Origin of the sequence: Streptomyces sp. NPDC007875 (genome assembly GCF_042868035.1) — a bacterium.
Lineage (GTDB): Bacteria > Actinomycetota > Actinomycetes > Streptomycetales > Streptomycetaceae > Streptomyces > Streptomyces antimycoticus.
Window position 1 is genome coordinate 1 of the sequence record NZ_JBIADZ010000038.1, and the last position, 25,000, is coordinate 25,000.

At 74.2% G+C, this 25,000-nt stretch carries 2 protein-coding genes and 1 pseudogene; all 3 read left to right on the plus strand.

Annotated features, from left to right (window positions below):
• Positions 1 to 25: 25 nt before the first annotated feature.
• Positions 26 to 3,259 (plus strand): annotated as a pseudogene (locus ACFYOY_RS43520) (type I polyketide synthase); the annotation flags it as partial.
• A gap of 156 nt (positions 3,260 to 3,415) precedes the next feature.
• Entirely contained in the window at positions 3,416 to 14,665 is an 11,250-nt protein-coding gene (locus tag ACFYOY_RS43525; RefSeq protein ID WP_388593364.1) for a type I polyketide synthase, read from the plus strand.
• A 47-nt stretch (positions 14,666 to 14,712) separates the two neighbouring features.
• Positions 14,713 to 24,975 (plus strand): type I polyketide synthase, encoded by a 10,263-nt coding sequence (locus tag ACFYOY_RS43530; RefSeq protein WP_388593354.1) that lies wholly within the window; start codon positions 14,713 to 14,715, stop codon positions 24,973 to 24,975.
• Positions 24,976 to 25,000: the final 25 nt, after the last annotated feature.

Below are 25,000 nucleotides of genomic sequence, written 5' to 3' on the forward strand. Positions count from 1 at the left end.
GATTTCGCCGCGTGAGGCGCTGGCGATGGATCCGCAGCAGCGGTTGCTGCTGGAGACCTCCTGGGAGGCGTTCGAGCGCGCGGGCATCGACCCGGGTGCGCTGCGTGGCCAGCAGATCGGTGTCTTCGCCGGGACCAACGGCCAGGACTATCTGTCGCTGCTGATGCAGGCGCCCGATGGCCTGGAGGGCCATCTGGGCACCGGCAACGCGGCGAGCGTGGTGTCGGGGCGGGTGGCGTACACCTTCGGTCTGGAGGGCCCGGCCGTCACGGTCGACACGGCCTGCTCGTCGTCGCTGGTGGCGCTGCATCTGGCGGTGCAGGCGCTGCGGCAGGGCGAGTGCACGATGGCGCTCGCGGGCGGCGTCACGGTGATGTCCACCCCCGAGAACTTCATCGACTTCAGCCGTCAGCGTGGCCTGGCCGCCGATGGCCGGATCAAGGCGTTCGCGGCCGGGGCCGATGGCACCGGCTGGGGCGAGGGCGCGGGCATGCTGCTCGTGGAGCGGCTGTCGGACGCGCGGCGCCACGGGCACCCGGTGCTGGCGGTGGTCCGGGGCTCGGCCATCAACCAGGACGGTGCGTCGAACGGTCTGACGGCACCCAACGGCCCGTCGCAGCAGCGTGTCATCCGGCAGGCGCTGACCAGCGCCGGGCTGACGACCGGCGATGTGGACGTCGTCGAGGCGCACGGCACGGGTACGACCCTGGGTGACCCGATCGAGGCGCAGGCGCTGCTCGCCACGTACGGCCAGGAGCGGGATGGGGAGCGGCCGTTGTGGCTCGGCTCCATCAAGTCCAACATCGGTCACACGCAGGCGGCGGCGGGTGTCGCGGGCATCATCAAGATGGTGCTGGCGATGCGGCACGGTGTGCTGCCGCAGACGCTGCACGTGGACGCGCCGTCGCCGCATGTGGACTGGTCGGCGGGGGCCGTCTCGCTGCTGACCGAGCAGGTGGAATGGCCGGAGACCGGCCGTCCGCGCCGCGCGGGTATCTCCTCGTTCGGCATCAGTGGCACCAACGCGCACACCATCATCGAGCAGGCCCCGGCTCTTCCGGCCGCCCCGGCCGAGACGCCCGAGCGGAACGGCCTCGACGGCCTCCTGCCGTTCGTCCTGTCGGCCAAGAACGCCGAAGCCCTGCGGGAGCAGGCCGCGCGGCTGCACGCCCACCTCGCGTCGCGGCCGGAGTCTGCGCCGCTCGACGTCGCCCACGCCCTGGCCGTCGGCCGCGCCGCCCTGGAGCGGCGTGCGGTGCTGACCGTCGGCGACCGGGACGAACTGCTGCGGTCGCTCGACGCGGTGGCCCGGGGCGAGTCCGCCCCGTCCGTGGTCGAGGGGACGGTCGCTGAGGGCAAGGTGGCGTTCCTGTTCACGGGGCAGGGGAGTCAGCGGCTGGGGATGGGGCGTGAGCTGTATGACGCCTATCCGGTGTTCGCGGATGCGTTGGATGCGGTGTGTGCGCATCTGGATCTGTATCTGGAGCGGCCGCTGCGGGATGTGCTGTTCGGGGATGACGCCGAGGCGTTGGACCGGACCGGATTCACCCAGCCGGCGTTGTTCGCGGTCGAGGTGGCGTTGTTCCGGCTGGTGGAGGCGTGGGGTCTGGAGGCGGACTTCCTCTCCGGGCATTCGATCGGTGAGTTGGCTGCCGCGCATGTGGCGGGTGTGTTCTCGCTGGCGGACGCGGCGAAGCTGGTGGCGGCGCGTGGTCGTTTGATGCAGGAGCTTCCGGCCGGTGGCGCGATGTTCGCGGTGCAGGCGTCGGAGGACGAGGTGCTCCCGCTGCTGACCGAGCGCGTCAGCATTGCCGCGCTCAACGGGCCCACCTCTGTGGTCATCGCGGGTGACGAGGACGCGGCGCTGGAGATCGCCGCGGCCTTCGAGGCGCGGGGCCGCAAGACCAAGCGGCTCACGGTCAGCCACGCGTTCCACTCGCCGCGCATGGACGGGATGCTGGAGGCGTTCCGTGAGGTCGCGGAGGGGCTGACCTACGAGGCGCCGCGGATCCCGATCGTCTCCAACCTCACCGGGACCGTCGTCTCCGCCGAGGAGATCACGACGGCCGACTTCTGGGTGCGCCATGTCCGCGAGGCGGTCCGCTTCCTCGACGGCATCCGCACCTTGGAAGCGGAGGGTGTGACGACCTTCGTCGAGCTCGGCCCCGACGGCGTTCTCTCCGCGATGGCGCAGGAGTGCGTGACCGGCGACGACGTCGCGTTCGCCGCCGCGCTGCGCAAGGACCGCCCGGAGGCCGAGGCGCTGCTGTCGGCTGTCGCGCGGGCGCATGTCCGTGGTGTGACGCCGGACTGGGCGGCCGTCTTCGCCGGTGCGGGCGCGGTCTCCATGGACCCGGCCGAGCTGCCCACCTACGCCTTCCAGCGCCGGCGCTACTGGCCCAGCGCCGCCGCCCTCGCGGCGGGCGACCCCGAGTCGATCGGGCTGGGCGACATCGACCATCCGCTCCTCGGCGCCGCCGTCGCGCTCGCCGACGCCGATGGGCTCCTGCTCACGGGTGTGCTCTCCACCCGGACCCACCCCTGGCTGGCCGACCACGCGGTCATGGACACCGTGCTGCTGCCCGGTACGGCCTTCGTCGAGCTGGCCGGCGCCGCAGGCGCCCAGGTCGGCTGCGAGAGGCTGGACGAACTGACCCTGGAAGCCCCGCTCGTGCTGCCCGAGCACACCGGGGTGCGGGTGCAGCTCGTCGTGGACGGGCCGGACGAGTCCGGCCGCCGTTCCTTCAGCCTGCATTCGCGTCGGCAGGACGCGCTCGGGACCGAGCCGTGGACGCGCCACGCCACCGGTGTGCTCGCACCCGGCGCCCGGATCTCCGAGTCCGGCGAGCCCGATGAGCTCGCCGTATGGCCGCCGCAGGGCGCGACGCCCATCGCGGTCGAGGGGCTGTACGAGGAACTGGCCGGGGCGGGCCTCGGCTACGGGCCGGTGTTCCAGGGGCTCAAGGGCGCCTGGCGGCTCGGCGAGAATCTCTACGCCGAGGTGGGCTTCCCCGAGGACGCGCCGCTGACGTCGGGCGCCGAGGCCGAGCGGTTCGGGCTGCACCCGGCCCTGCTGGATGCCGCGCTGCACGTCATCGGCCTCGACGGCGCCGACCGCGAGGCGGCGCTGGCCGAGGGCGCGCTGCTGCCGTTCGCGTGGAACGGCGTGCAGCTGCACGCGGCCGGGGCCGGTGCGCTCCGGGTGCGGCTGTCCGAGCGGTCCTCGAACGCGGTCTCGCTGCTGGTCGCCGACGGTACGGGGCGTCCGGTGGCCACGGTCGAGTCCGTGGCGCTGCGGGCCGCCTCCGCCGACCAGGTCCGCGCGGCGCGCGGCGGGCTGCATGAGTCGCTGTTCCGGCTGGACTGGACGGCGGTTCCGGCGCCCGCGAGCGGCGCGGCAACGGGCGACTGGGCGGTGCTCGGCGCGGACGCCGGTCAACTGGCCGCACTGGAGGGTGCGTTCGGGTCCGGGGTCCGGCTCGCCGCGTATCGCGATCTGTCGGTGCTGCGGACGGCCGTGGAGGCCGGGGCGCCCGCGCCCGACACCGTCCTGCTGGCGGGTGCCGGTGCCGGTGTCGCCCTCGGTGACGGCGCGGCGGCCGTGTACGAGGCCACGCAGACCACCCTCGCCCTGCTCCAGGAGTGGCTGGCCGATGAGCGGTTCGCCGCCTCGCGGCTGGTCCTGCTGACCCGGGGCGCGGTGGAGACCGAGCCGGGAGCGGGCGTGGCGGACCTGCCGTACGCCGCCGTGCGCGGTCTGTTCCGCTCCGCCCAGTCGGAGAACCCAGGCCGTCTGGTGCTGCTGGACGTGGACGGCGAGGAGGGCTCGTACCGTACGGTGCCCAGCGCGCTCGGCGTGGACGAGGCGGAACTGGCGCTGCGCGCGGGCGTGGCGCTCGCGCCCCGGCTGGCCCGGGTGCCGGTTGGCGAGAGCACCGACGGCGACGCTCACGAGGCATCCGGCGCCCCGTCGTACGACCCCAACGGCACCGCACTGATCACCGGTGCCACCGGAACCCTCGGCGGCCTCTTCGCCCGCCACCTCGTCTCCGCCCACGGCGTACGGCGGCTTCTGCTGGTCAGCCGCCGTGGCGCCGACGCCGACGGCGCCGAGGAGCTGGCCGCCGATCTCACGGCGGCCGGTGCCACCGTGACCTGGGCGGCCTGCGATGTGGCCGACCGCGACGCGCTCGCCGCGACCCTGGCCGCCATTCCGGCCGAGCATCCGCTGACCGCCGTGGTGCACACGGCGGGTGTCCTGGACGACGGCATCCTCGGCTCGCTGACGCCCGAGCGGGTGGCGCGGGTGCTGCGTCCCAAGGTGGACGCGGCGCTCAACCTGCACGAGCTGACCCGCGGCCACGAGCTGTCCGCGTTCGTGCTGTTCTCCGGTGCCGCCGCCGTGTTCGGCGCGCCCGGACAGGCGAGCTACGCCGCCGCCAACTCCTTCCTGGAGGCGCTCGCCCAGCACCGCCTCGCCCAGGGGCTCCCGGCCACCGCGCTGGCCTGGGGCCTGTGGGGCGGTGCGGGCATGGGCAGCGGTCTCGACGAGGTCGACCTGCGGCGCATCGCGCGCGGCGGGGTCGCCCCGATCGCCGCCGACGAGGGGCTCGCGCTCTTCGACGCGGCCCGTGCCGACGGCGCCGCCGTGCTGTTCCCGATGCGGCTCGACTACGCCGGGCTGCGCACCGAGGCCACGGCGACCGGCACCGTCCCGGCGCTGTTCCGCGGCCTGGTGCGGACCCCGGTCCGGCGGGCCGCCGCCGCGGCCGTCACCGCCGACGGCTCCTCGCTCGCCCAGCGGCTGGCCGGGCTCGCCCGGCCCGAACAGGACCGTGAGCTGCTGGAGTTGGTGTGCGGCCGGGTCGCCGCGGTGCTCGGTTACGCGGGCCCGGAAGCGGTCGAGGCCGGGCGGGCGTTCAAGGAGCTGGGCTTCGACTCGCTCACCGCCGTCGAACTCCGCAACGACCTCAAGACCGTCACCGGGCTGCGGCTCCCGGCCACGCTCGTCTTCGACTACCCGACCCCCACCGCCCTGGCCGGTCATCTGCGCGAGGAGTTGGTGGGCGCCGAGGAGACCACGGCGCCGCTCGTCCCCGTACGGACGGGCGCGGCCCCGGCGGTCGACGACGACCCGATCGTCATCGTCGGCATGAGCTGCCGCTACCCCGGCGGGGTGCGCACCCCGGAGGAGCTGTGGGAGCTCGTCGCCACCGGCGGCGACGGCATCTCCGGCTTCCCCGTGGACCGTGGCTGGGACCTCGACGGTCTGTACCACCCGGACCCCGATCACGCGGGCACCTCGTACACCCGCGAGGGCGGCTTCCTGCACGATGCCGCCGACTTCGACCCGGACTTCTTCGGCATCTCGCCGCGCGAGGCCCTCGCGATGGACCCGCAGCAGCGGTTGCTGCTGGAGACGTCGTGGGAGGCGTTCGAGCGCGCGGGCATCGACCCGGTCACGCTGCGCGGCAGCAAGACCGGCGTGTTCGCGGGCGTCATGTACCACGACTACGTGACCGGGCTCGACGGTATCCCCGACGGTGTCGAGGGCTACATCGGCACCGGCAACGCGGGCTCCATCGCATCCGGCCGGGTGGCCTACACCTTCGGCCTGGAGGGCCCGGCGGTCACCGTCGACACGGCGTGCTCGTCGTCGCTGGTGGCGCTGCACTGGGCGATCCAGGCGCTGCGCGCGGGCGAGTGCACCATGGCGCTGGCCGGTGGTGTGGCGGTCATGGCCACCCCCGAGACGTTCATCGACTTCAGCCGTCAGCGCGGCCTGGCCACGGACGGCCGGTGCAAGTCGTTCGCGGCGTCGGCGGACGGCACCGGCTGGGCCGAGGGCGCGGGCATGCTGCTCGTGGAGCGGCTCTCGGACGCCCGGCGCAACGGGCACCCGGTGCTGGCGGTCGTGCGCGGCAGCGCGATCAACCAGGACGGTGCGTCGAACGGTCTGACGGCACCCAACGGCCCGTCCCAGCAGCGCGTCATCCGGCAGGCGCTGGCCGCCGCCGGGCTGTCGGCGGGCGATGTGGACGTGGTCGAGGCGCACGGCACGGGCACGACGCTGGGCGACCCGATCGAGGCGCAGGCCCTGCTCGCCACCTACGGGCAGCAGCGGGACGCGGAGCGGCCGTTGTGGCTGGGCTCCATCAAGTCCAACATCGGTCACACGCAGGCCGCGGCCGGTGTCGCGGGCATCATCAAGATGGTGCTGGCGATGCGCCACGGTGTGCTGCCGCAGACACTGCACGTGGACGCGCCCTCGACCAACGTCGACTGGGAGGACGGCGCGGTCTCGCTGCTCACCGAGCGGATGGAGTGGCCGGAGACCGGCCGTCCGCGCCGTGCCGGTGTGTCGTCGTTCGGCATCAGCGGCACCAACGCGCACACCATCATCGAGCAGCCGCCGGCCGCCGAGGACCACGAGGACGGGGCGGCGCGGCCCACCGCCGTACCGCCGGTGCTGCCGTGGCCGCTGTCGGCCGTGAGCCGGGACGCGCTGCGCGACCAGGCCCGCCACCTGCGCGACCGGCTGCGCGCCGACTCCGCTGACGAGGACGTGGACCTGGCCGCCATCGGCTACACCCTGGCCGCCGGGCGCACCACCTTCGAGGACCGTGCGGTGCTGGTCGCTGACGGTCGCGAGGGCTTCCTGCGCGCCCTGGAGGCGCTGGCCTCCGGCGAACCGGCCACGGGTCTGGTGCAGGGCTCGCCGGTGGCCGGGAAGCTGGCCTTCCTGTTCACGGGGCAGGGCAGCCAGCGGCTCGGTATGGGCCGCGAGTTGTACGACGCCTCTCCGGTGTTCGCCGAGGCGCTGGACGAGGTGTGTGCTCACCTGGACGCGCATCTGGAGCGGCCGCTGCGGGATGTGCTGTTCGGGGACGACGCCACGACTCTGGACCGGACCGGATTCACCCAGCCCACGCTGTTCGCGGTCGAGGTGGCGCTGTTCCGGCTGGTCGAGGCATGGGGACTGCGGCCCGACTTCCTCTCCGGGCACTCGATTGGCGAGCTGGCCGCCGCGCATGTGGCGGGTGTGCTCTCGCTGGCGGACGCGGCGAAGCTGGTGGCCGCGCGTGGCCGTCTGATGCAGGAGCTTCCGTCCGGTGGCGCGATGATCGCCGTCCAGGCGTCCGAGGACGAGGTCACACCGCTGCTGACCGAGCGCGTCTCGATCGCCGCGCTCAACGGGCCCACCTCCGTGGTCATCGCGGGTGACGAGGACGCGGCGCTGGAGATCGCCGCGTCGTTCGAGGCCCAGGGCCGCAAGACCAAGCGCCTCACCGTCAGCCACGCCTTCCACTCGCCGCGTATGGACGGGATGTTGGACGCGTTCCGCGAGGTCGCGGAGGGGCTGACCTACGAAGCTCCGCGCATCCCGATCGTCTCGAACCTCACCGGTTCCGTCGTCTCCACCGAGGAGATCACCAGCGCCGACTTCTGGGTGCGCCATGTCCGCGAAGCCGTCCGCTTCCTCGACGGCATCCGCACCCTCGAAGCCCAGGGCGTCACCACGTACCTCGAACTCGGCCCCGACGGTGTGCTGTCCGCGATGGGCCAGGACTGCCTCGCCGAGGGTGACGCGGCGGCGGCCTTCGTCGCCGCCCTGCGCGGCGGCCGCCCCGAGGCAGAGACCGTCACCTCCGCCCTCGCCGCGCTGCAGGTCCGGGGCGTGGTCCCGGACTGGGAGGCGTTCTACGCCGGAACCGGGGCGCGGCGCGTCGAGTTGCCGACGTACGCCTTCCAGCGGCGGCGCTACTGGCTGGACGTGCGGACCGCCACCGCCACCCCCGACGCCACGGCTCAGGACGCGGTCGACGCCCGCTTCTGGGAGGCCGTCGAGCGCGCGGACCTGGCCTCGCTCGCCGAGACCCTGAACCTCGGCACCGAGGACAACGGGGCGCTGGAGGCCCTGCTGCCCTCTCTGTCGTCGTGGCGGCGGCAGCAGTCGGAGCGTTCGACGGTGGACGGCTGGCGCTACCGGGTGTCGTGGAAGCCGGTCACCGACCGTTCCACCGCGTCCCTGAGCGGCCGTTGGCTCGTGGTGGTACCGGCCGAGGCGGCCGAGGACGCCTGGGTCGCGGGTGCCGTACGGATGCTGAACGACCGCGGGGCCGACGTACACCGCGTCGAGCTGACCGCCGACGACGACCGTGCCACGATGGCCGAGCGGCTGGCCGGGGCCGTCGGCGACGAGGCCGTGACCGGTGGCGTGCTGTCCCTGCTGGGCCTCGCGGGCGGTCTGGCCCCCGCGAACGGTCCGGCACACGCAGACGGTCTGCCTTCCGCGGACGGCGACGCGCTGCTGCGGACGGCCGAGCTGACGCAGGCCCTGGGCGACACGGGCATCGGCGCGCCGCTGTGGGTGGCCACGCGGGGCGCGGTGGCCGTGGGCCGTTCGGACGGTGCGGTCAGCCCGGAGAGGGCGCGGCTGTGGGGTCTGGGCCGGGTGGCGGCGCTGGAGCTGCCCGAGCGCTGGGGCGGTCTGGTCGACCTCCCGGAGACGGCCGATGAGCGTGCGCTGGGGCGGCTGGCGGAGGTGCTGGCCGGTGCCGGTGGCGAGGATCAGGTCGCGGTGCGGGCGTCGGGCGTGTTCGGACGTCGGCTCGTACGGGCCACCGCGTCCTCCGGCGACACATGGACGCCCGGCGCCGGTACGACGCTGGTCACCGGCGGTACGGGCGCGCTGGGCGCGCAGGTGGCCCGCTGGCTGGTCGCGGGCGGCGCCGAGCATGTGGTGCTCACCAGCCGCCGTGGCATCGACGCCCCCGGCGCCGTCGAGCTGCGCGGCGAACTCGCCGCCGCCGGTGCCCGGGTGACCGTCGCCGCATGCGACGTGTCCGACCGGGACGCGCTCGCGCGGCTCCTCGCCGATCTTCCCGCCGAGCTGCCGCTGACCGCCGTGGTGCACACCGCGGGCGTCCTGGACGACGGCGTACTGGACTCGCTCACCCCCGAGCGCTTCACATCCGTACTGCGCGCCAAGGCCGCCGCCGCGGCCCATCTCGACGAGCTGACGCGCGACCGGAAGCTGTCGGCCTTCGTGCTGTTCTCCTCGATCAGCGGCACGTTCGGCGCCGCGGGGCAGGGCAACTACGCCGCCGCCAACGCCTATCTGGACGCGCTGGCCGAGCGGCGGCGCGCCCAGGGCTTGCCCGCCACCTCGATCGCCTGGGGCCCGTGGGCCGAGGGCGGCATGGCCACGGACGGTGCGCTGGAGCAGCGTCTTCGCCGGAGCGGACTGCCGCCGATGGACGCCGAGTTGGCGATCGGCGCGCTCCAGCGGGCGCTCGACCTCGATGACACCGTGGTCACCGTCGCGGACATCGACTGGGACCGGTTCGCACCGGACTTCACCGCCGCACGGCCCAGCCGTCTGCTCGCGGAGCTCCCGGAGATCCGCGCGGCGGCGGAGGACACTGCCACCGAGACCGCGGCCGACGGCTCCTCGCTCGCCGCCCGGCTGGCCGGGCTGGGCGAGGCGGAACGTGACCGGCTGCTGCTGGACCTGGTCCGTACGCAGGTGGCCGCGGTGCTCGGACACGACGGCTCGGAGTCCATCGCCGCCGACCGGGCCTTCGGTGAGCTGGGCTTCGACTCGCTGACCGCCGTCGAGCTGCGCAACCGGCTCGGCGCCGCCAGCGGTGTCCAACTGCCCGCGACCCTGGTCTTCGACTATCCGACGGCTTCTGCCCTCGCGGGCTATCTGCGCGGCGAGCTCATCGGGGCGGACACCACCGCCGCGGCTTTGCAGCCTGCGGTCGTGACGGCGGCGGCCGATGACGACCCGATCGCGATCGTCGCGATGAGCTGCCGCTTCCCGGGCGGGGTGCGGACGCCCGAGGAGCTGTGGCAGCTGCTCACCGCGGGCGGGGACGCGATCGCCGAGTTCCCGGCCGACCGCGGCTGGGACCTGGACGCGCTGTACGACCCGGATCCCGACCGGCGGGGCACGTTCTACGCACGCGAGGGCGGTTTCCTCTACGACGCGGGCCACTTCGACGCCCCGTTCTTCGGGATCTCGCCCCGTGAGGCGCTCGCCATGGACCCGCAGCAGCGGCTGCTGCTGGAGACCTCCTGGGAGGCGTTCGAGCGCGCGGGCATCGACCCGGCGACGCTGCGCGGCACCTCCGCCGGTGTCTTCGTCGGCTCCAACGGACAGGACTACGACGCCTCGCTGCACACCGTCCCCGAGGAGGTCGAGGGCTACCTGGGCACGGGCAACGCGGCCAGCGTGGTCTCCGGCCGGCTCGCGTACACCTTCGGCCTGGAGGGTCCGGCGGTCACCGTCGACACGGCGTGTTCGTCGTCGCTGGTGGCGCTGCACTGGGCGATCCAGGCGCTGCGCCAGGGCGAGTGCTCGCTCGCGCTCGCGGGCGGTGTGACGGTCATGTCCAGCCCCGGCGCGTACATCGAGTTCAGCCGCCAGCGCGGGCTGGCTCCGGACGGCCGCTGCAAGGCGTTCGCGGCAGGTGCGGACGGCACCGGCTGGGGCGAGGGCGTCGGCATGCTGCTCGTGGAGCGGCTGTCGGACGCCCGGCGCAACGGGCACCCGGTGCTGGCGATCGTCCGTGGCTCGGCCATCAACCAGGACGGCGCCTCCAACGGTCTGACCGCGCCCAACGGCCCCGCCCAGCAGCGCGTCATCCGCCAGGCGCTGGCCGGTGCGGGCCTGTCGGCCGCCGAGGTGGACGCGGTCGAGGCCCATGGCACCGGCACCCGGCTCGGCGACCCGATCGAGGCCCAGGCGCTGCTGGCCACCTACGGCCAGGAGCGGGACGCGGACCGGCCGCTGTGGCTGGGCGCCATCAAGTCCAACATCGGCCACACCCAGGCGGCGGCCGGTGTCGCGGGCATCATCAAGATGGTGCTGGCCATGCGCCACGGTGTGCTGCCGCGCACCCTGCACGTGGACGATCCGTCGCCGCATGTGGACTGGTCGGCGGGCGCGGTGTCGCTGCTCACCGAGCAGGTGGAGTGGCCGGAGACCGGCCGTCCGCGCCGCGCGGGCGTCTCCTCGTTCGGCTTCAGCGGCACCAATGCCCATACGGTTCTGGAGCAGGCCCCGGTCCACGACGAGCCGGTCGAGAGCACACCGCGGCGCCCCCTCGTACGGCCCGATGTGGTGGCCTGGCCGCTGTCGGCCAAGGGCGAGGACGCGCTGCGGTCCCAGGCCGAGCGGCTGCGCGCCCACCTCGAGGCCGACACCGGGCTCGGCGCGGTGGACGTGGCGTACTCCCTGGCCACCACCAGGTCCGCCCTGGAGCACCGCGCGGTGGTCCTCGGCCCGGACCGGGACCGGCTGCTCACGGGCCTCACCGCCCTCGCGCGCGGCGAGTCCGCCGCGCAGCTGATCCGGGGCGTGCCCGCCGAGGGCCGCACCGCCGTGCTCTTCACCGGGCAGGGCAGCCAGCGGCTCGGCATGGGCCGTGAGCTGTACGAGGCCAGCCCGGTCTTCGCGGAGGCGCTGGACGCGGTCTGCGCCGAGCTGGACCGGCACCTCGAACAACCGCTGTACGACGTGCTGTTCGGGGACGACAAGGAGGCGCTGGACCGGACCGGTTTCACCCAGCCCGCGCTGTTCGCGGTCGAGGTGGCGCTGTTCCGGCTGGCCGAGGCCGCCGGGCTGCGGCCGGACGTCCTGGCCGGGCACTCCATCGGCGAGCTGGCCGCGGCGCAGGTGGCCGGGGTGCTGTCGCTGGAGGACGCCGCCACGCTGGTGGCCGCCCGCGGCCGGCTGATGCAGCAACTGCCCGCCCGTGGCGCGATGATCGCCGTCCAGGCGTCGGAGGACGAGGTCGAGCCACTGCTGACCGAGCGCGTCGGCATCGCCGCGCTCAACGGACCGGCCTCGGTGGTCATCGCGGGCGACGAGGACGCGGCGCTGGAGATCGCGGCGTCGTTCGAGGCGCGGGGCCGCAAGACCAAGCGGCTCACCGTGAGCCACGCCTTCCACTCCCCGCTGATGGACGGCATGCTCGCCGACTTCCGCAAGGTCGCCGAGAGGCTGACGTACCGCGCGCCGCGCATCCCGATCGTCTCCACGGTCACCGGGCAGCCGGTCGCCGACGAGCTGGGCATGGCCGCCGACTACTGGGTGCGCCACGTCCGCCACGCCGTCCGCTTCCTCGACGGTGTACGCGCCCTGGAGGCGCAGGGCGTCACCACCTACGTCGAACTCGGCCCGGACGGGGTGCTGTCCGCCATGGCGCAGGACTGCGTCACCGCCGGAGGCGAAGGCGCCGAAGAGGTGGCCTTCGTGCCCGTGCTGCGCGCCGGGCGCCCCGAGACGGAGACGCTGACCGGCGCCCTCGCCACGCTGCACGTCCGGGGCGCGGCCGTGGACTGGGAGGCGCTGTTCGCCGGGACCGGCGCCCACCGCGTCGAGCTGCCCACCTACGCCTTCCAGCGGCGGCGCTACTGGCTCGACGGCACCCCCCGCCACACGTCCGGCGAGGCGGCCACGGCCGTCGACACGGCCGGCGCCCGGTTCTGGGAGGCCGTCGAGAGCGACGACCTCGCCTCGCTGTCGGACGCCGTGGGCATCGACGTGGACCAGCCGCTCAGCGCGCTGCTCCCGGCGCTGTCCGCGTGGCGGCGCCGCGAACGCGAGCAGTCCGCGCTCGACGGCTGGCGCTACCGCGTCACCTGGAAGCCGCTGGAGGAGCCGCAGCTCGCCGCCGCCCCCGGCGTCTGGCTGGTCGCCGAACCGGTCGCAGCCGCGGGCCAGGCCGACACCGTGCGGCGCGTGGTGGCCGCGCTGGCCGACCGGGGCGCCGACATCCGGCGCGTCAGCATCGCCCCGTCCGCAGACGGCGGGGATCTCGACCGGGACGCCCTGGCCGACCGGATCCGCCGGGCCGCGGCGGAGGAGCCCGTACACGGTGTGCTGTCGCTGCTCGCGCTGGACGAGCGCCCGCACCCCGACCACCCCGCCGTGCCCACCGGGCTGCTGCGCACCGGAGTGCTGGTGCAGGCGCTCGGGGACGCGGGCCTGGACGCTCCGCTGTGGTGCGCCACCACCGGCGCCGTCTCCACCGCCGCCTCGGAACCGGTCGGCAGCGCCGCACAGGCGCAGCTCTGGGGCCTGGGCCGGGTGGTCGCGCTGGAGCATCCGGAGCGCTGGGGCGGTCTGATCGACCTGCCCGCGACGCTCGACGAACGGGCCGCCGACCGCCTGGCCGGTGTGCTCGGCGGACACGGCGACGACCACGAGGACCAGCTGGCGATCCGTACGGCCGGAATCCTGGCCCGCCGCCTCGCCCGCGCCGAGTCCACCCCGGCCACCGGCGCGCCCTGGCGGCCGCGTGGCACGGTCCTGGTCACCGGCGGCACCGGCGCGCTGGGCGCCCATGTGGCCCGCTGGCTGGCGGAGAACGGTGCCGAGCATCTGGTGCTCACCAGCCGCCGGGGCCCCGACGCCCCCGGCGCCGACGTACTCGCGGCCGAACTGATCGCGAAGGGCGTCGAGGTGACCGTCGCCGCCTGCGACGTCACCGACCGGGACGCGGTCGCCGGGCTGCTGGCCCGGATCCGCGACGAACGCCCGGGACACCCGCTCACCGCCGTCGTGCACACGGCGGGCGCCGGGCAGTTCGCACCGCTCGCGGAGACCACCCCGGCCGAGGTCGCCGATGTGGTCGCCGCCAAGGTCGCGGGCGCGGCCCATCTGGACGCGCTGCTCGACGACGCCGAGCTGGACGCCTTCGTGCTCTTCTCCTCGATCGCCGCGGTGTGGGGCAGTGGCGGCCAGGGCGCCTACGCGGCCGCAAACGCCTTCCTCGACGCGCTGGCCGAACAGCGCCGGGCCCGCGGTCTCACCGCCACCTCCGTGGCCTGGGGCCCGTGGGCGGACGGCGGACTCGTCGCCGACGACGAGGCGGCCGAGCAACTGCGCCGCCGCGGCCTGCCGGTGATGGCCCCGCACTCCGCCATCGCCGCCCTCCAGCAGGCGCTGGACCGGAACGAGACCGTGGTGACCGTGGCCGACGTCGACTGGGGCCGCTTCGCCCCCACCTTCACGGCGGCCCGCCCCCGCCCGCTCATCGCCGATCTGCCCGAGGTCCGCGCCGCCCTGGCACCGGACCCGGCGGAGGGCGCGGACGGCGGCACGGCCGAGGCATCGGCGGAGTCCCTGCGGCAGCGGCTCGCCGGGCTCACCGGGTCCGAGGCCGACAAGGTCCTGCTCGACCTGGTCCGTACGGAGGTCGCCGCCGTCCTCGGACACGACGACACCACGGCCGTCCAGGCGGGCCGGGCCTTCAAGGAGCTGGGCTTCGACTCCCTCACCGCCGTCGAACTCCGCAACCGGCTGAACGCGGCCACCGGGCTCCAGCTCACCGCCACCCTGGTCTTCGACCACCCGACGCCCGGCGCGCTCGCCGATGTGCTGCGCGCCGACCTGCTCGGCGAGGACACCACACCCGAACTCCCGGCCCTCGCCGAAATCGACAAGCTGGAATTCACCCTTTCCCACGTCTCCGACGACGCGACGGAACGCGAACGGGTCACGGCCCGACTCGAAGCGCTGCTGCGGACATGGCACGAGACCGAGAGCGCGGCGGGCGCCGACGGCGTCGAAGACGATGAACTCGCCCTCGACGCCGCCTCCGCCGAAGACATCTTCGACATCATCAACAATGAATTCGGAAGGTCCTGACGTGATGACCGCCCACAATTCAACTGACCTCAGGAGGTGACGTTTCCGTGGCTAGCGCGAACGAAGAGAAGCTTCTCGACAATCTGAAGTGGATGACCACTGAGCTGCGCCGGGCCCGTCGCCGCCTGACCGAGGTGGAGGCGGACGCGCAGGAACCGATCGCGATCACCGCGATGAGCTGCCGTTTCCCCGGTGGCGTCGGTTCGCCCGAGGACCTGTGGCACTTGGTCGCGGAGGGCGGTGACGCCATTTCCGGATTCCCCGCCGACCGCGGCTGGGACATCGAGGGCCTGGCCGATCCGGACCCCGACCGCAAGGGCACCTTCTACAACAGCGGCGGCGGATTCCTCGACGGCGCCGCCGAATTCGACCCCGCGTTCTTCGGTATTTCGCCGCGCGAGGCCCTCGCCATGGACCCGCAGCAGCGGCTGCTGCTGGAAACCTCCTGGGAGGTTTTCGAGCGCGCGGGAATCGACCCGACCTCCGTCAAGGGCAGCCGCACCGGCGTTTATGTGGGCGCCTCGGCCATGGGTTACGGCTCGGATGTTTCGGGCGCGCCGGAGGAGCTGGAGGGCCTGCTGCTCACCGGCGGCGCCACCAGCGTGCTGTCCGGCCGTATCGCCTACACCTTCGGCCTGGAAGGCCCGGCCGCCACGATCGACACGGCGTGCTCGTCGTCGCTGGTCGCCCTGCACTGGGCGGCCCAGGCGCTGCGGCAGCGCGAATGCTCGCTCGCCCTCGTCGGCGGCGTCACCGTGATGCCCAACCCGGACGTCTTCGTGGAGTTCAGCCGCCAGCGCGGCCTCGCCCCCGACGGCCGCTGCAAGTCCTTCGCCGCTTCGGCGGACGGCACCGGCTGGTCCGAGGGCGTCGGCGTGCTGCTGGTCGAGCGGCTGTCGGACGCCCGCAAGAACGGCCACCCGGTGCTGGCCGTGGTGCGCGGCAGCGCGGTGAACCAGGACGGCGCGTCCAACGGTCTGACCGCGCCGAACGGCCCCTCGCAGCGGCGCGTCATCCGCCAGGCCCTGGAGAACGCCCGGCTGTCCGCCGCCGAGATCGACGTCGTCGAGGCGCATGGCACGGGGACCACACTGGGCGACCCCATCGAGGCGCAGGCGCTGCTGGCCACCTACGGCCAGGAGCGGCCCGAGGGCCGGCCGCTGTGGCTGGGCTCGCTCAAGTCCAACCTGGGCCACGCCCAGGCGGCGGCGGGTGTCGCGGGCGTCATCAAGATGGTCATGGCGATACGCCACGGCATCCTGCCCAAGACCCTCCATGTCGACCAGCCGTCCCCGACCGTCGACTGGTCGGCGGGCGAGGTGTCCCTGCTGACCGAGGCCCGTCCCTGGGACGAGACCGGCAGGCCGCGCCGGGCCGGTGTCTCGGCCTTCGGCGTGAGCGGCACCAACGCCCACACCATCCTGGAGCAGGCCCCCGAGCCGGAGGCGGAGGAGCCGTCGGCCACGGACGGGGACGCCACCCCGGCGGCGGTCGTCACCACCGCCGTGCTGCCGTGGCCCCTGTCCGCCGGGAACGCGGCGGCGCTGCGCGACAACGCCCGCCGCCTCGCCTCCCACCTCGAGCGCGAACCCGCCCTCGGCACCGCCGATGTGGCCTACTCGCTGGCCACCGGCCGGGCGGCGCTGGAGCGCCGCGCGGTGGTCGTGGGCGAGGACCGCGCCGGGCTGGCGGCGGGCCTGGAGGCGTTGGCGCGGGGGGAGTCCGCGCCGGGGCTGGTCGAGGGTGTGGTCGCCGAGGGTGAGCTGGCGTTCTTGTTCACGGGGCAGGGGAGTCAGCGGCTGGGGATGGGGCGTGAGCTCTACCAGGCGTATCCGGTGTTCGCGGAGGCGCTGGACGCGGTCTGCGCGGAGCTGGACCGGCATCTTGCGCGGCCTTTGCAGGACGTGCTGTTCGGGGACGATGCCGAGGCGCTGGACCAGACCGGTTTCACCCAGCCCGCGTTGTTCGCGGTCGAGGTGGCGCTGTTCCGGCTGGTGGAGGCGTGGGGTCTGAAGCCCGACTATCTGTCGGGGCATTCGATCGGTGAGCTGGCGGCCGCCCATGTGGCGGGTGTGTTGTCGCTCGCCGATGCGGCGAAGCTGGTGGCCGCGCGTGGTCGTTTGATGCAGGAGCTTCCGGCCGGTGGCGCGATGATCGCGGTGCAGGCGTCGGAGGACGAGGTCACGCCGCTGCTCACCGAGCGCGTCTCGATCGCCGCCCTCAACGGGCCCACTTCCATCGTCATCGCAGGCGATGAGGGCGCGACTCTGGAAATTGCGGCCGGTTTCGAGGCACAGGGTCGGAAGACCAAGCGCCTCACGGTCAGCCACGCGTTCCACTCGCCGCGCATGGACGGCATGTTGGACGCGTTCCGGCAGGTGGCGCAGGGGCTGTCGTACGAGGCTCCGAAGATCCCGGTCGTGTCGTATCTGACCGGTGGCGTGGTGTCCGCCGAGGAGATCACGACTCCCGACTTCTGGGTGCGCCACGTCCGCGAGGCCGTCCGCTTCCTCGACGGCGTCCGCACCCTTGAAGCCAAGGGTGTCACCACGTTCGTCGAGCTGGGCCCGGACGGTGTGCTCACCGCGATGGCGCAGGAGTGTGTGACCGACTCCGCGTCGGACGCCGCGTTCATCTCCGCGCTGCGCAAGGACCGTCCCGAGGCCGAGGCGCTGACCACCGCCGTCGCACGCGCGCATGTGCGCGGTGTGACGGTGGACTGGGCCGGGTTCTTCGCCGGTAGGGGCGCGGAGCAGGTGGACCTGCCGACGTATGCCTTCCAGCATGAGCGGTTCTGGCTGGAGCCGGGTGCCGGGTCCGTCGGTGATGTGGCCTCTGTGGGGCTGGAGTTGGCCGGACACCCGCTGCTGGGTGCGGCGGTGCCGCTGGCGGAGACCGATGGGCTGGTCTTCACCGGACGGCTGGGTGTGGATACCCATCCGTGGCTGGCCGACCATGTGGTGCGGGACACGGTGGTGCTGCCCGGCACGGCGTTCGTGGAGCTTGCCGTGCGCGCCGGTGACCAGGTCGGCTGCGACCTGCTCGATGAGCTGACCCTGCACGCGCCGCTGGTGCTGCCCGCACGTGGTGGCGTCCGGCTGCAGCTCACGGTGGGCGCGCCCGACGGCGCCGGACGGCGGTCCCTGACCGTGCTGTCCCGCGCGGAGGACGCCCCGGCCGAGGAGCCGTGGACGCGGCACGCCGACGGTGTGCTCGCCTCGGGCGCGCCCCGGCCGTCGTTCGCGCTGACCGCGTGGCCGCCGCAGGACGCCGAGGCAGCCCGTACCGAGGAGCTGTACGCGGCCCTCGCGGACGGCGGTCTGCGGTACGGCCCGGTGTTCCGGGGGCTCACGGCCGCCTGGCGGCGCGGGGACGAACTCTTCGCGGAGGTACGGCTGGACGAGTCCGCCGCCTCCGACGCGCAGGCGTACGGACTGCATCCGGCGCTGCTCGACTCGGCGCTGCACGCACTCGGCATGGACGGCCTGGGCGACGGCGAGAGCCAGGGCGGGCGGCTGCCGTTCGCCTGGAGCGGTGTGTCGCTGTACGCGAGCGGCGCCTCGGCGCTGCGGGTGCGGCTGGCGCTGCGGGGCGCGGACGGGGTCCGGCTGGAGATCGCGGACTCGGCCGGTGCGCCGGTGGCCGCCGTGGACTCGCTGGTCCTGCGCGCCGTGTCGGCGGAGCAGGTGCGGGCCGCACGGGCGGCGTACCACGAGTCGCTGTTCCGCGTGGAGTGGAGCGAACTCCCGGCCGGAGCGGGCGCCGGCGCGCCCGGCGGCAGCCGGTGGGCGGTGCTCGGCGCTGACGCCCTCGGGCTCGCGTCCGCCGGTGCCGGTACGTACGCGGACCTCACCGGGCTGGGCGAGGCCGTGGCGTCCGGGGCGGCCGTACCGGAGTACGTGTTCGTCACCCCGTCCACCGAGGGTGGCGACGAGGTGCCCGGCACGGTGCGTCAGGCCACGGCCGAGGCGCTGGGCCTGGCCCAGGCGTGGCTGGCCGATGAGCGGTTCGCCACCTCGCGGCTGGTGTTCCTGACCCTCGGCGAGGGCGAGCCGGTGCGCGATCCGGCGCAGTCCGCGGTGTGGGGTCTGCTGCGCACGGCGCAGGCCGAGAACCCGGACCGCTTCGTCCTGCTGGACATCGACGGGCAGGACGCGTCGCTCGCGGCGCTTCCGGCCGCGCTGGCGGCGGGCGAGGAGCAGCTCACCCTCCGTACGGGCGTTGTCCGTATCCCGCGGCTGGCCAGGGTGCCGGTCGCGGACGAGACGGTGGCCGCCGAGGGCACCTTCGACTCCCAGGGCACGGTGCTGGTGACCGGCGCCTCCGGTTCGCTGGGCGGTCTGGTGGCCCGGCATCTGGTGGCCGAGCATGGCGTACGGCAGCTCCTGCTGGTGAGCCGCCGTGGGCAGCAGGCGCCGGGCGCGGCCGAACTCGCCGCAGAAATAGCCGGGTTGGGCGCCCATGTGGCGTGGGCGGCGTGTGATGTGGCGGACCGGGACGCGCTGGCCGCGACCCTCGCCACCGTCCCCGCCGAGCATCCGCTGACCGCCATCGTGCACACGGCCGGTGTGCTGGACGACGGTGTGATCGGCTCGCTGACGCCCGAGCGCGTCGACCACGTCATGCGCCCGAAGGTGGACGCGGCGTGGAACCTCCACGAGCTCACTCGCGACCTGGACCTGACGGCCTTCGTACTGTTCTCCTCCGCCTCGGGCGTCTTCGGCACTCCGGGCCAGGGCAACTACGCGGCCGCCAACGCCTTCCTGGACGCCCTGGCCGCACACCGCCGGGCCGAGAGCCTTCCGGCCGTCTCGCTGGCCTGGGGCCCCTGGGCGGGTGCCGGGATGGCCGGTGGCCTGGACGAGGCCGACATCAGCCGGATGCGGCGCGCCGGACTGCCGCCGCTGTCCCCGGCCGAGGGCCTGGCGCTCCTGGACGCCGCGCTCACCACGGACGAGGCGGTACCGGTCCCGATGCGCGTGGACGCCGTGGCGCTGCGCGCCCAGGCCGCGGCGGGCGCGCTCGCGCCGCTGCTGCGCGGGCTGGTGCGGGTCCCGGTGCGCCGCGCGGTGGACACGGCCGCGGGCGGCGGTTCCGCGCTGGCGGAGCGGCTGACCGGGCTGAGCGCGGCCGAGCAGGACCGGCTGCTGCTGGACCTGGTCCGTACGCAGGTGGCGGCCGTCCTCGGCTATGCGGGCCCGCAGGCCGTCGAGGAGGGCCGGGCCTTCAAGGACCTGGGCTTCGACTCCCTGACCGCCGTCGAACTGCGCAATCTGCTGCGCGAGGCGACCGGGCTGCGGCTGCCGCCCACGCTCGTCTTCGACTACCCCACCTCGACCAGCCTGGCGGGCCATCTGCGCGAGGAGATCGTCGGGGACACGGCCGACGAAAACGTCCCCGACCGGGTGATCAGCGCGGTGGACCGCGACGACCCGATCGCGATCGTCGCGATGAGCTGCCGTTTCCCCGGCGGGGTGCGGTCGCCCGAGGAGCTGTGGCAGCTGCTGGTCGCCGGTGACGACGCCATCACCCCGTTCCCCGCCGACCGCGGCTGGGACCTCGCCACCCTCTACAGCGACGACCCCGACCTCGAGGGCACCAGCTACACCCGCGAGGGCGGCTTCCTGCACGACGTGGCCGACTTCGACGCCTCGTTCTTCGGCATCTCGCCGCGCGAGGCCCTCGCCATGGACCCGCAGCAGCGGCTGCTGCTGGAGACCACCTGGGAGGCGTTCGAGCGGGCCGGGGTCGACCCCGCGTCCCTGCGCGGCAGCCGGACCGGTGTCTACATCGGCTCCAACGACCAGGACTATCTGACGCTGTGGCTGAACGAGCCGCAGGGCCTCGAAGGACACCTCGGCACCGGCAACTCCTCCAGCGTGGCCTCCGGCCGGCTCTCCTACGCCTTCGGGCTCGAAGGCCCGGCGGTCACCATCGACACGGCCTGCTCGTCGTCGGTGGTGGCACTGCACCTGGCCGCGCAGGCGCTGCGCAACGGCGAATGCTCGCTCGCGCTGGCCGGAGCCGTCACGGTCATGTCGACCCCGGGCGCCTTCCTGGAGTTCAGCCGGCAGCGCGGACTGGCCGCCGACGGCCGGATCAAGGCGTTCTCCGGTGACGCGGACGGCACCAACTGGGCCGAGGGCGTGGGCCTCTTCCTGGTGGAGCGGCTCTCCGACGCCCGCAAGAACGGCCATCCGGTGCTCGCCGTCCTGCGCTCCACCGCCATCAACCAGGACGGTGCGTCGAACGGTCTGACCGCGCCCAACGGGCCGTCCCAGCAGCGCGTCATCCGCCAGGCCCTCGCCAACGCCGGGCTTTCGGCCACCGACATCGACGTCGTGGAGGCCCACGGCACCGGTACGACGCTGGGCGACCCGATCGAGGCGCAGGCGCTGCTCGCCACCTACGGCCAGGACCGGCCGGAGGAGCGGCCGCTGTGGCTGGGCTCGGTGAAGTCCAACATCGGCCACACCCAGGCCGTGGCGGGCGCCGCCGGCATCATGAAGATGGTCATGGCGATGCGGCACGGTGTGCTGCCGCGGACCCTGCACGTCAGCGAGCCGACCCCGCACGTCGACTGGTCGGCGGGCGACATCGAGCTGCTGACCGAGGCCCGGCCCTGGCCGGAGACCGGCCGTCCGCGCCGCGCGGGCGTGTCCTCGTTCGGCTTCAGCGGCACCAACTCGCACGCGATCATCGAGCAGGCCCCGGCCGTGGACACGGTTGCCGCGCCCGCTCCGGAGCGGCTCCTGCCCGTCCTCGCCTGGCCGGTCTCCGGCCGTACCGAGGACGCGCTACGGGCCCAGGCCGCACGGCTGCGGCCCGCCGTGGACGCCTCCGTGGACACCGGCGCCGACGGGCCGCGCCCGCTCGACCTCGCCTACTCCCTGGCCACCTCCCGCGCCGCCCTGGAACACCGGGCCGTGGCGCTCGGCCGGGACGGCGGCCTCCTCGGCGAGCAGCTCGCGGCACTGGCCGACGGGCGCGGGGCCACAGGGCTCGTCGAGGGCTCGGTGACAGGTGGCAAGCTGGCCTTCCTCTTCACCGGGCAGGGCAGCCAGCGGCTGGGGATGGGGCGTGAGCTGTACGACGCCTACCCGGCGTTCGCCGAAGCGCTGGACGCGGTCTGCGCGGAGCTGGACGCCCATCTGGAACGGCCTTTGAAGGACGTCCTGTTCGGGGACGACGCCGAGGCGCTGGACCGGACCGGTTTCACCCAGCCCGCGCTGTTCGCGGTCGAGGTGGCGCTGTTCCGGCTGGTGGAGGCGTGGGGTCTGAAGGCGGACTTCCTCTCCGGGCATTCGATCGGTGAGCTGGCCGCCGCGCATGTGGCGGGTGTGCTGTCGCTGGCGGACGCGGCGAAGCTGGTGGCGGCGCGTGGCCGTTTGATGCAGGAGCTGCCTGCCGGTGGCGCGATGATCGCCGTCGAGGCGTCGGAGGACGAGGTCACACCGCTGCTGACCGAGCGGGTCAGCATTGCCGCGCTCAACGGGCCCACCTCCGTGGTCATCGCGGGTGATGAGGAGGAGGCGCTGCAGATCGCGGCGGACTTCGAGGCGCGGGGTCGGAAGACCAAGCGGCTCACGGTCAGCCACGCGTTCCATTCCCCGCGTATGGATGGCATGGTGGAGGCGTTCCGCGAGGTCGCGGAGGGCCTGTCGTATGAGGCGCCGCGGATCCCGATCGTCTCCAACCTCACCGGTGCCGTCGTCTCCGCCGAGGAGATCACCAGCCCCGGCTTCTGGGTGCGCCACGTCCGCGAGGCGGTCCGCTTCCTCGACGGCGTACGGGCGTTGGTAGCCCACGGCGTGACCACCTTCGTGGAGCTGGGCCCCGACGGCGTCCTGACCGCCATGGCCCAGGAGTGCGTCACCGACGCCGAGGTGGCGGGCTTCGCCGCCGCGCTGCGCAAGGACCGCCCCGAGGCCGAGACCGCCACCACCGCGCTCGCCCAGGCGTATGTCCGGGGCGCCGAGGTGGACTGGGCCGGGTACTTCGCCGGGACCGGCGCACACCGCGTCGACCTGCCGACGTACGCGTTCCAGCGCCGCCGCTACTGGCCGGAGTTCGCCTTGGAGGCCCGGACCCCGGCCGAGGGCGCGGTGGACGCGGTGGACGCGCGGTTCTGGGAGGCCGTGGAGCGCGAGGACTGGGAGTCGCTCGCCACCGAGCTGCGGGTCGAGGGCGACCAGCCGCTCAGCGTGGTGCTGCCCGCCCTTTCGACGTGGCGCCGCGCCCAGCGCGAGCGGTCCGCCGCCGACGGCCACCTCTACAACGTGGTGTGGAAGCCGCGTCCGCAGGGCCCGTCGGGCTCCCCGGCCCCGGCCGGCACCTGGCTGACCGTCGTCCCCGCGCACCACGCCGACGACCAGCGGATCACCGCCGTGGCCGACGACCTGACGCGGCGCGGGGTGCGGGTCGTCCGTGTCGAACTGGACGCCGCGGACACCGACCCCGCGGCCGTGGCCGACCGCCTCGCCCAGGCGTCGGCCGACGGCCCGGTGGCCGGAGTGCTGTCCCTGCTGGCGCTGGACGAGCGGCCGCACCCGGCGCACCCGGCGGTGCCGGTCGGCCTCGCGCTGACCGGTGCGCTGGCCGAGGCGCTGGCGCTGCGAGGCGACGAGACCCCGGCGCGGCTGTGGTGCGCCACCCGGGGCGCGGTCGCGACTGGCGGCGCCGACCGGCTGGAGAGCGCCACCCAGGCCCAGGTCTGGGGCTACGGCCGGGTCGTCGCCCTCGAGCAGCCCGAGCGCTGGGGCGGTCTGATCGACCTGCCGGAGACCGTGGACGAGCGGGCGCTGGACCGGCTCGCGGCGGTGCTCGCCGGGGCCGACGACGAGGACCAGGTGGCGATCCGCGCCACCGGGGTCTTCGTACGCCGCCTCGTCCCGGCCCCCCGCGACGCGGCCACCGCCGCCGCCGAGCCCTGGACGCCGCGCGGCACCGTGCTGGTGACCGGCGGCACCGGCGCGCTGGGGCGGCATGTCGCCCGCTGGCTGGCCCGCAACGGCGCGGAGCGGCTGGTGCTGCTCAGCCGCCGTGGCCCCGACGCGCCGGGCGCGGCCGAGATCGTGGCCGAACTCTCCGGGACCGACACCGCCGTGACCGTCGAGGCATGCGATGTGGCCGACCGCGCCGCGCTCGCCGCGCTCGTGGAGAAGCTGGCGGCCAACGGCACCCCGGTACGTGCCGTGGTGCACTCGGCCGGGATCTCCCAGGAGCCCGGCACCGGCACCGAACTCCCCGAGTTCGCCCGGATCGTGGCGGCCAAGACGACCGGGGCGGTCCACCTCGACGCTCTCTTCGGCGAGGACGCCGAGCTGGACGCCTTTGTGCTCTTCTCCTCGATCGCCGGGGTGTGGGGCAGCGGTGGCCAGGGGGCGTACGCGGCCGGTAACGCCTTCCTCGACGCGCTGGCCGAACAGCGCCGGGCCCGCGGTCTCGCCGCCACCTCCGTGGCCTGGGGCCCGTGGGCGGAGGGCGGTATGGCCGCCGAGGGTGACGCGGAGGAGCAGCTGCGCCGTCGCGGGCTGCCGCCGATGGCACCGGAGCTGAACATGGTCGCCTTCCAGCGGGTGCTCTCCCGCCAGGAGACCGCCGTGACGGTGGCCGATGTCGACTGGGAGCGTTTCGCCCCGGCCTTCACCGCCGCCCGCCCCCGCCCGCTGATCGACGATCTGCCGCAGGTGGCCAAGGCCCTGCGGGACGGCGGCGAGGGCGAATCGGCGGACGCGGCGGCGGCCGACGGCGCCTCCGCGCTGCGCGAGCGGCTCGCCCAACTGGCCGTGGCCGACCGCAAGGACGCGGTGCTGGAGGTGGTCCGCACCCATGTGGCCAGCGCCCTCGGCCATGCCTCCGCCGACGAGGTCGAGGCCGGACGCGCCTTCAGCGAGCTGGGCTTCGACTCGCTCACCGCGGTCGAACTGCGTACCCGGCTCGGCGCGACCACCGGCCTCAAGCTGCCCGCGAGCCTGGTCTACGACTACCCGACACCGGCCGCGCTCGCCGAGCATCTGCTGACCGAGCTGATCCCGGACGGACCGGGCCACGGCCCCGGCCTTGCCCAGGCCCATGTGGACACCGATCCGCAGGACGCCGAGCTGCGCCGCACCCTGGCCACCATCCCGATGGGCCGGATCCGGGAGGCGGGGCTGCTGGACACGCTGCTCCGGCTGGCCGATCCACAAGCAGCCACTTCCGATCCCAGCCGCGTCGAGGACGAGGCGGAGTCCATCGACGAGATGGACGTCCAGCACCTCATCGACATGGCGCTCGACCTCGACAGCCTCGACGGCAACGATTCCTGACGCGGGCCCAAGCACGGAGTACACG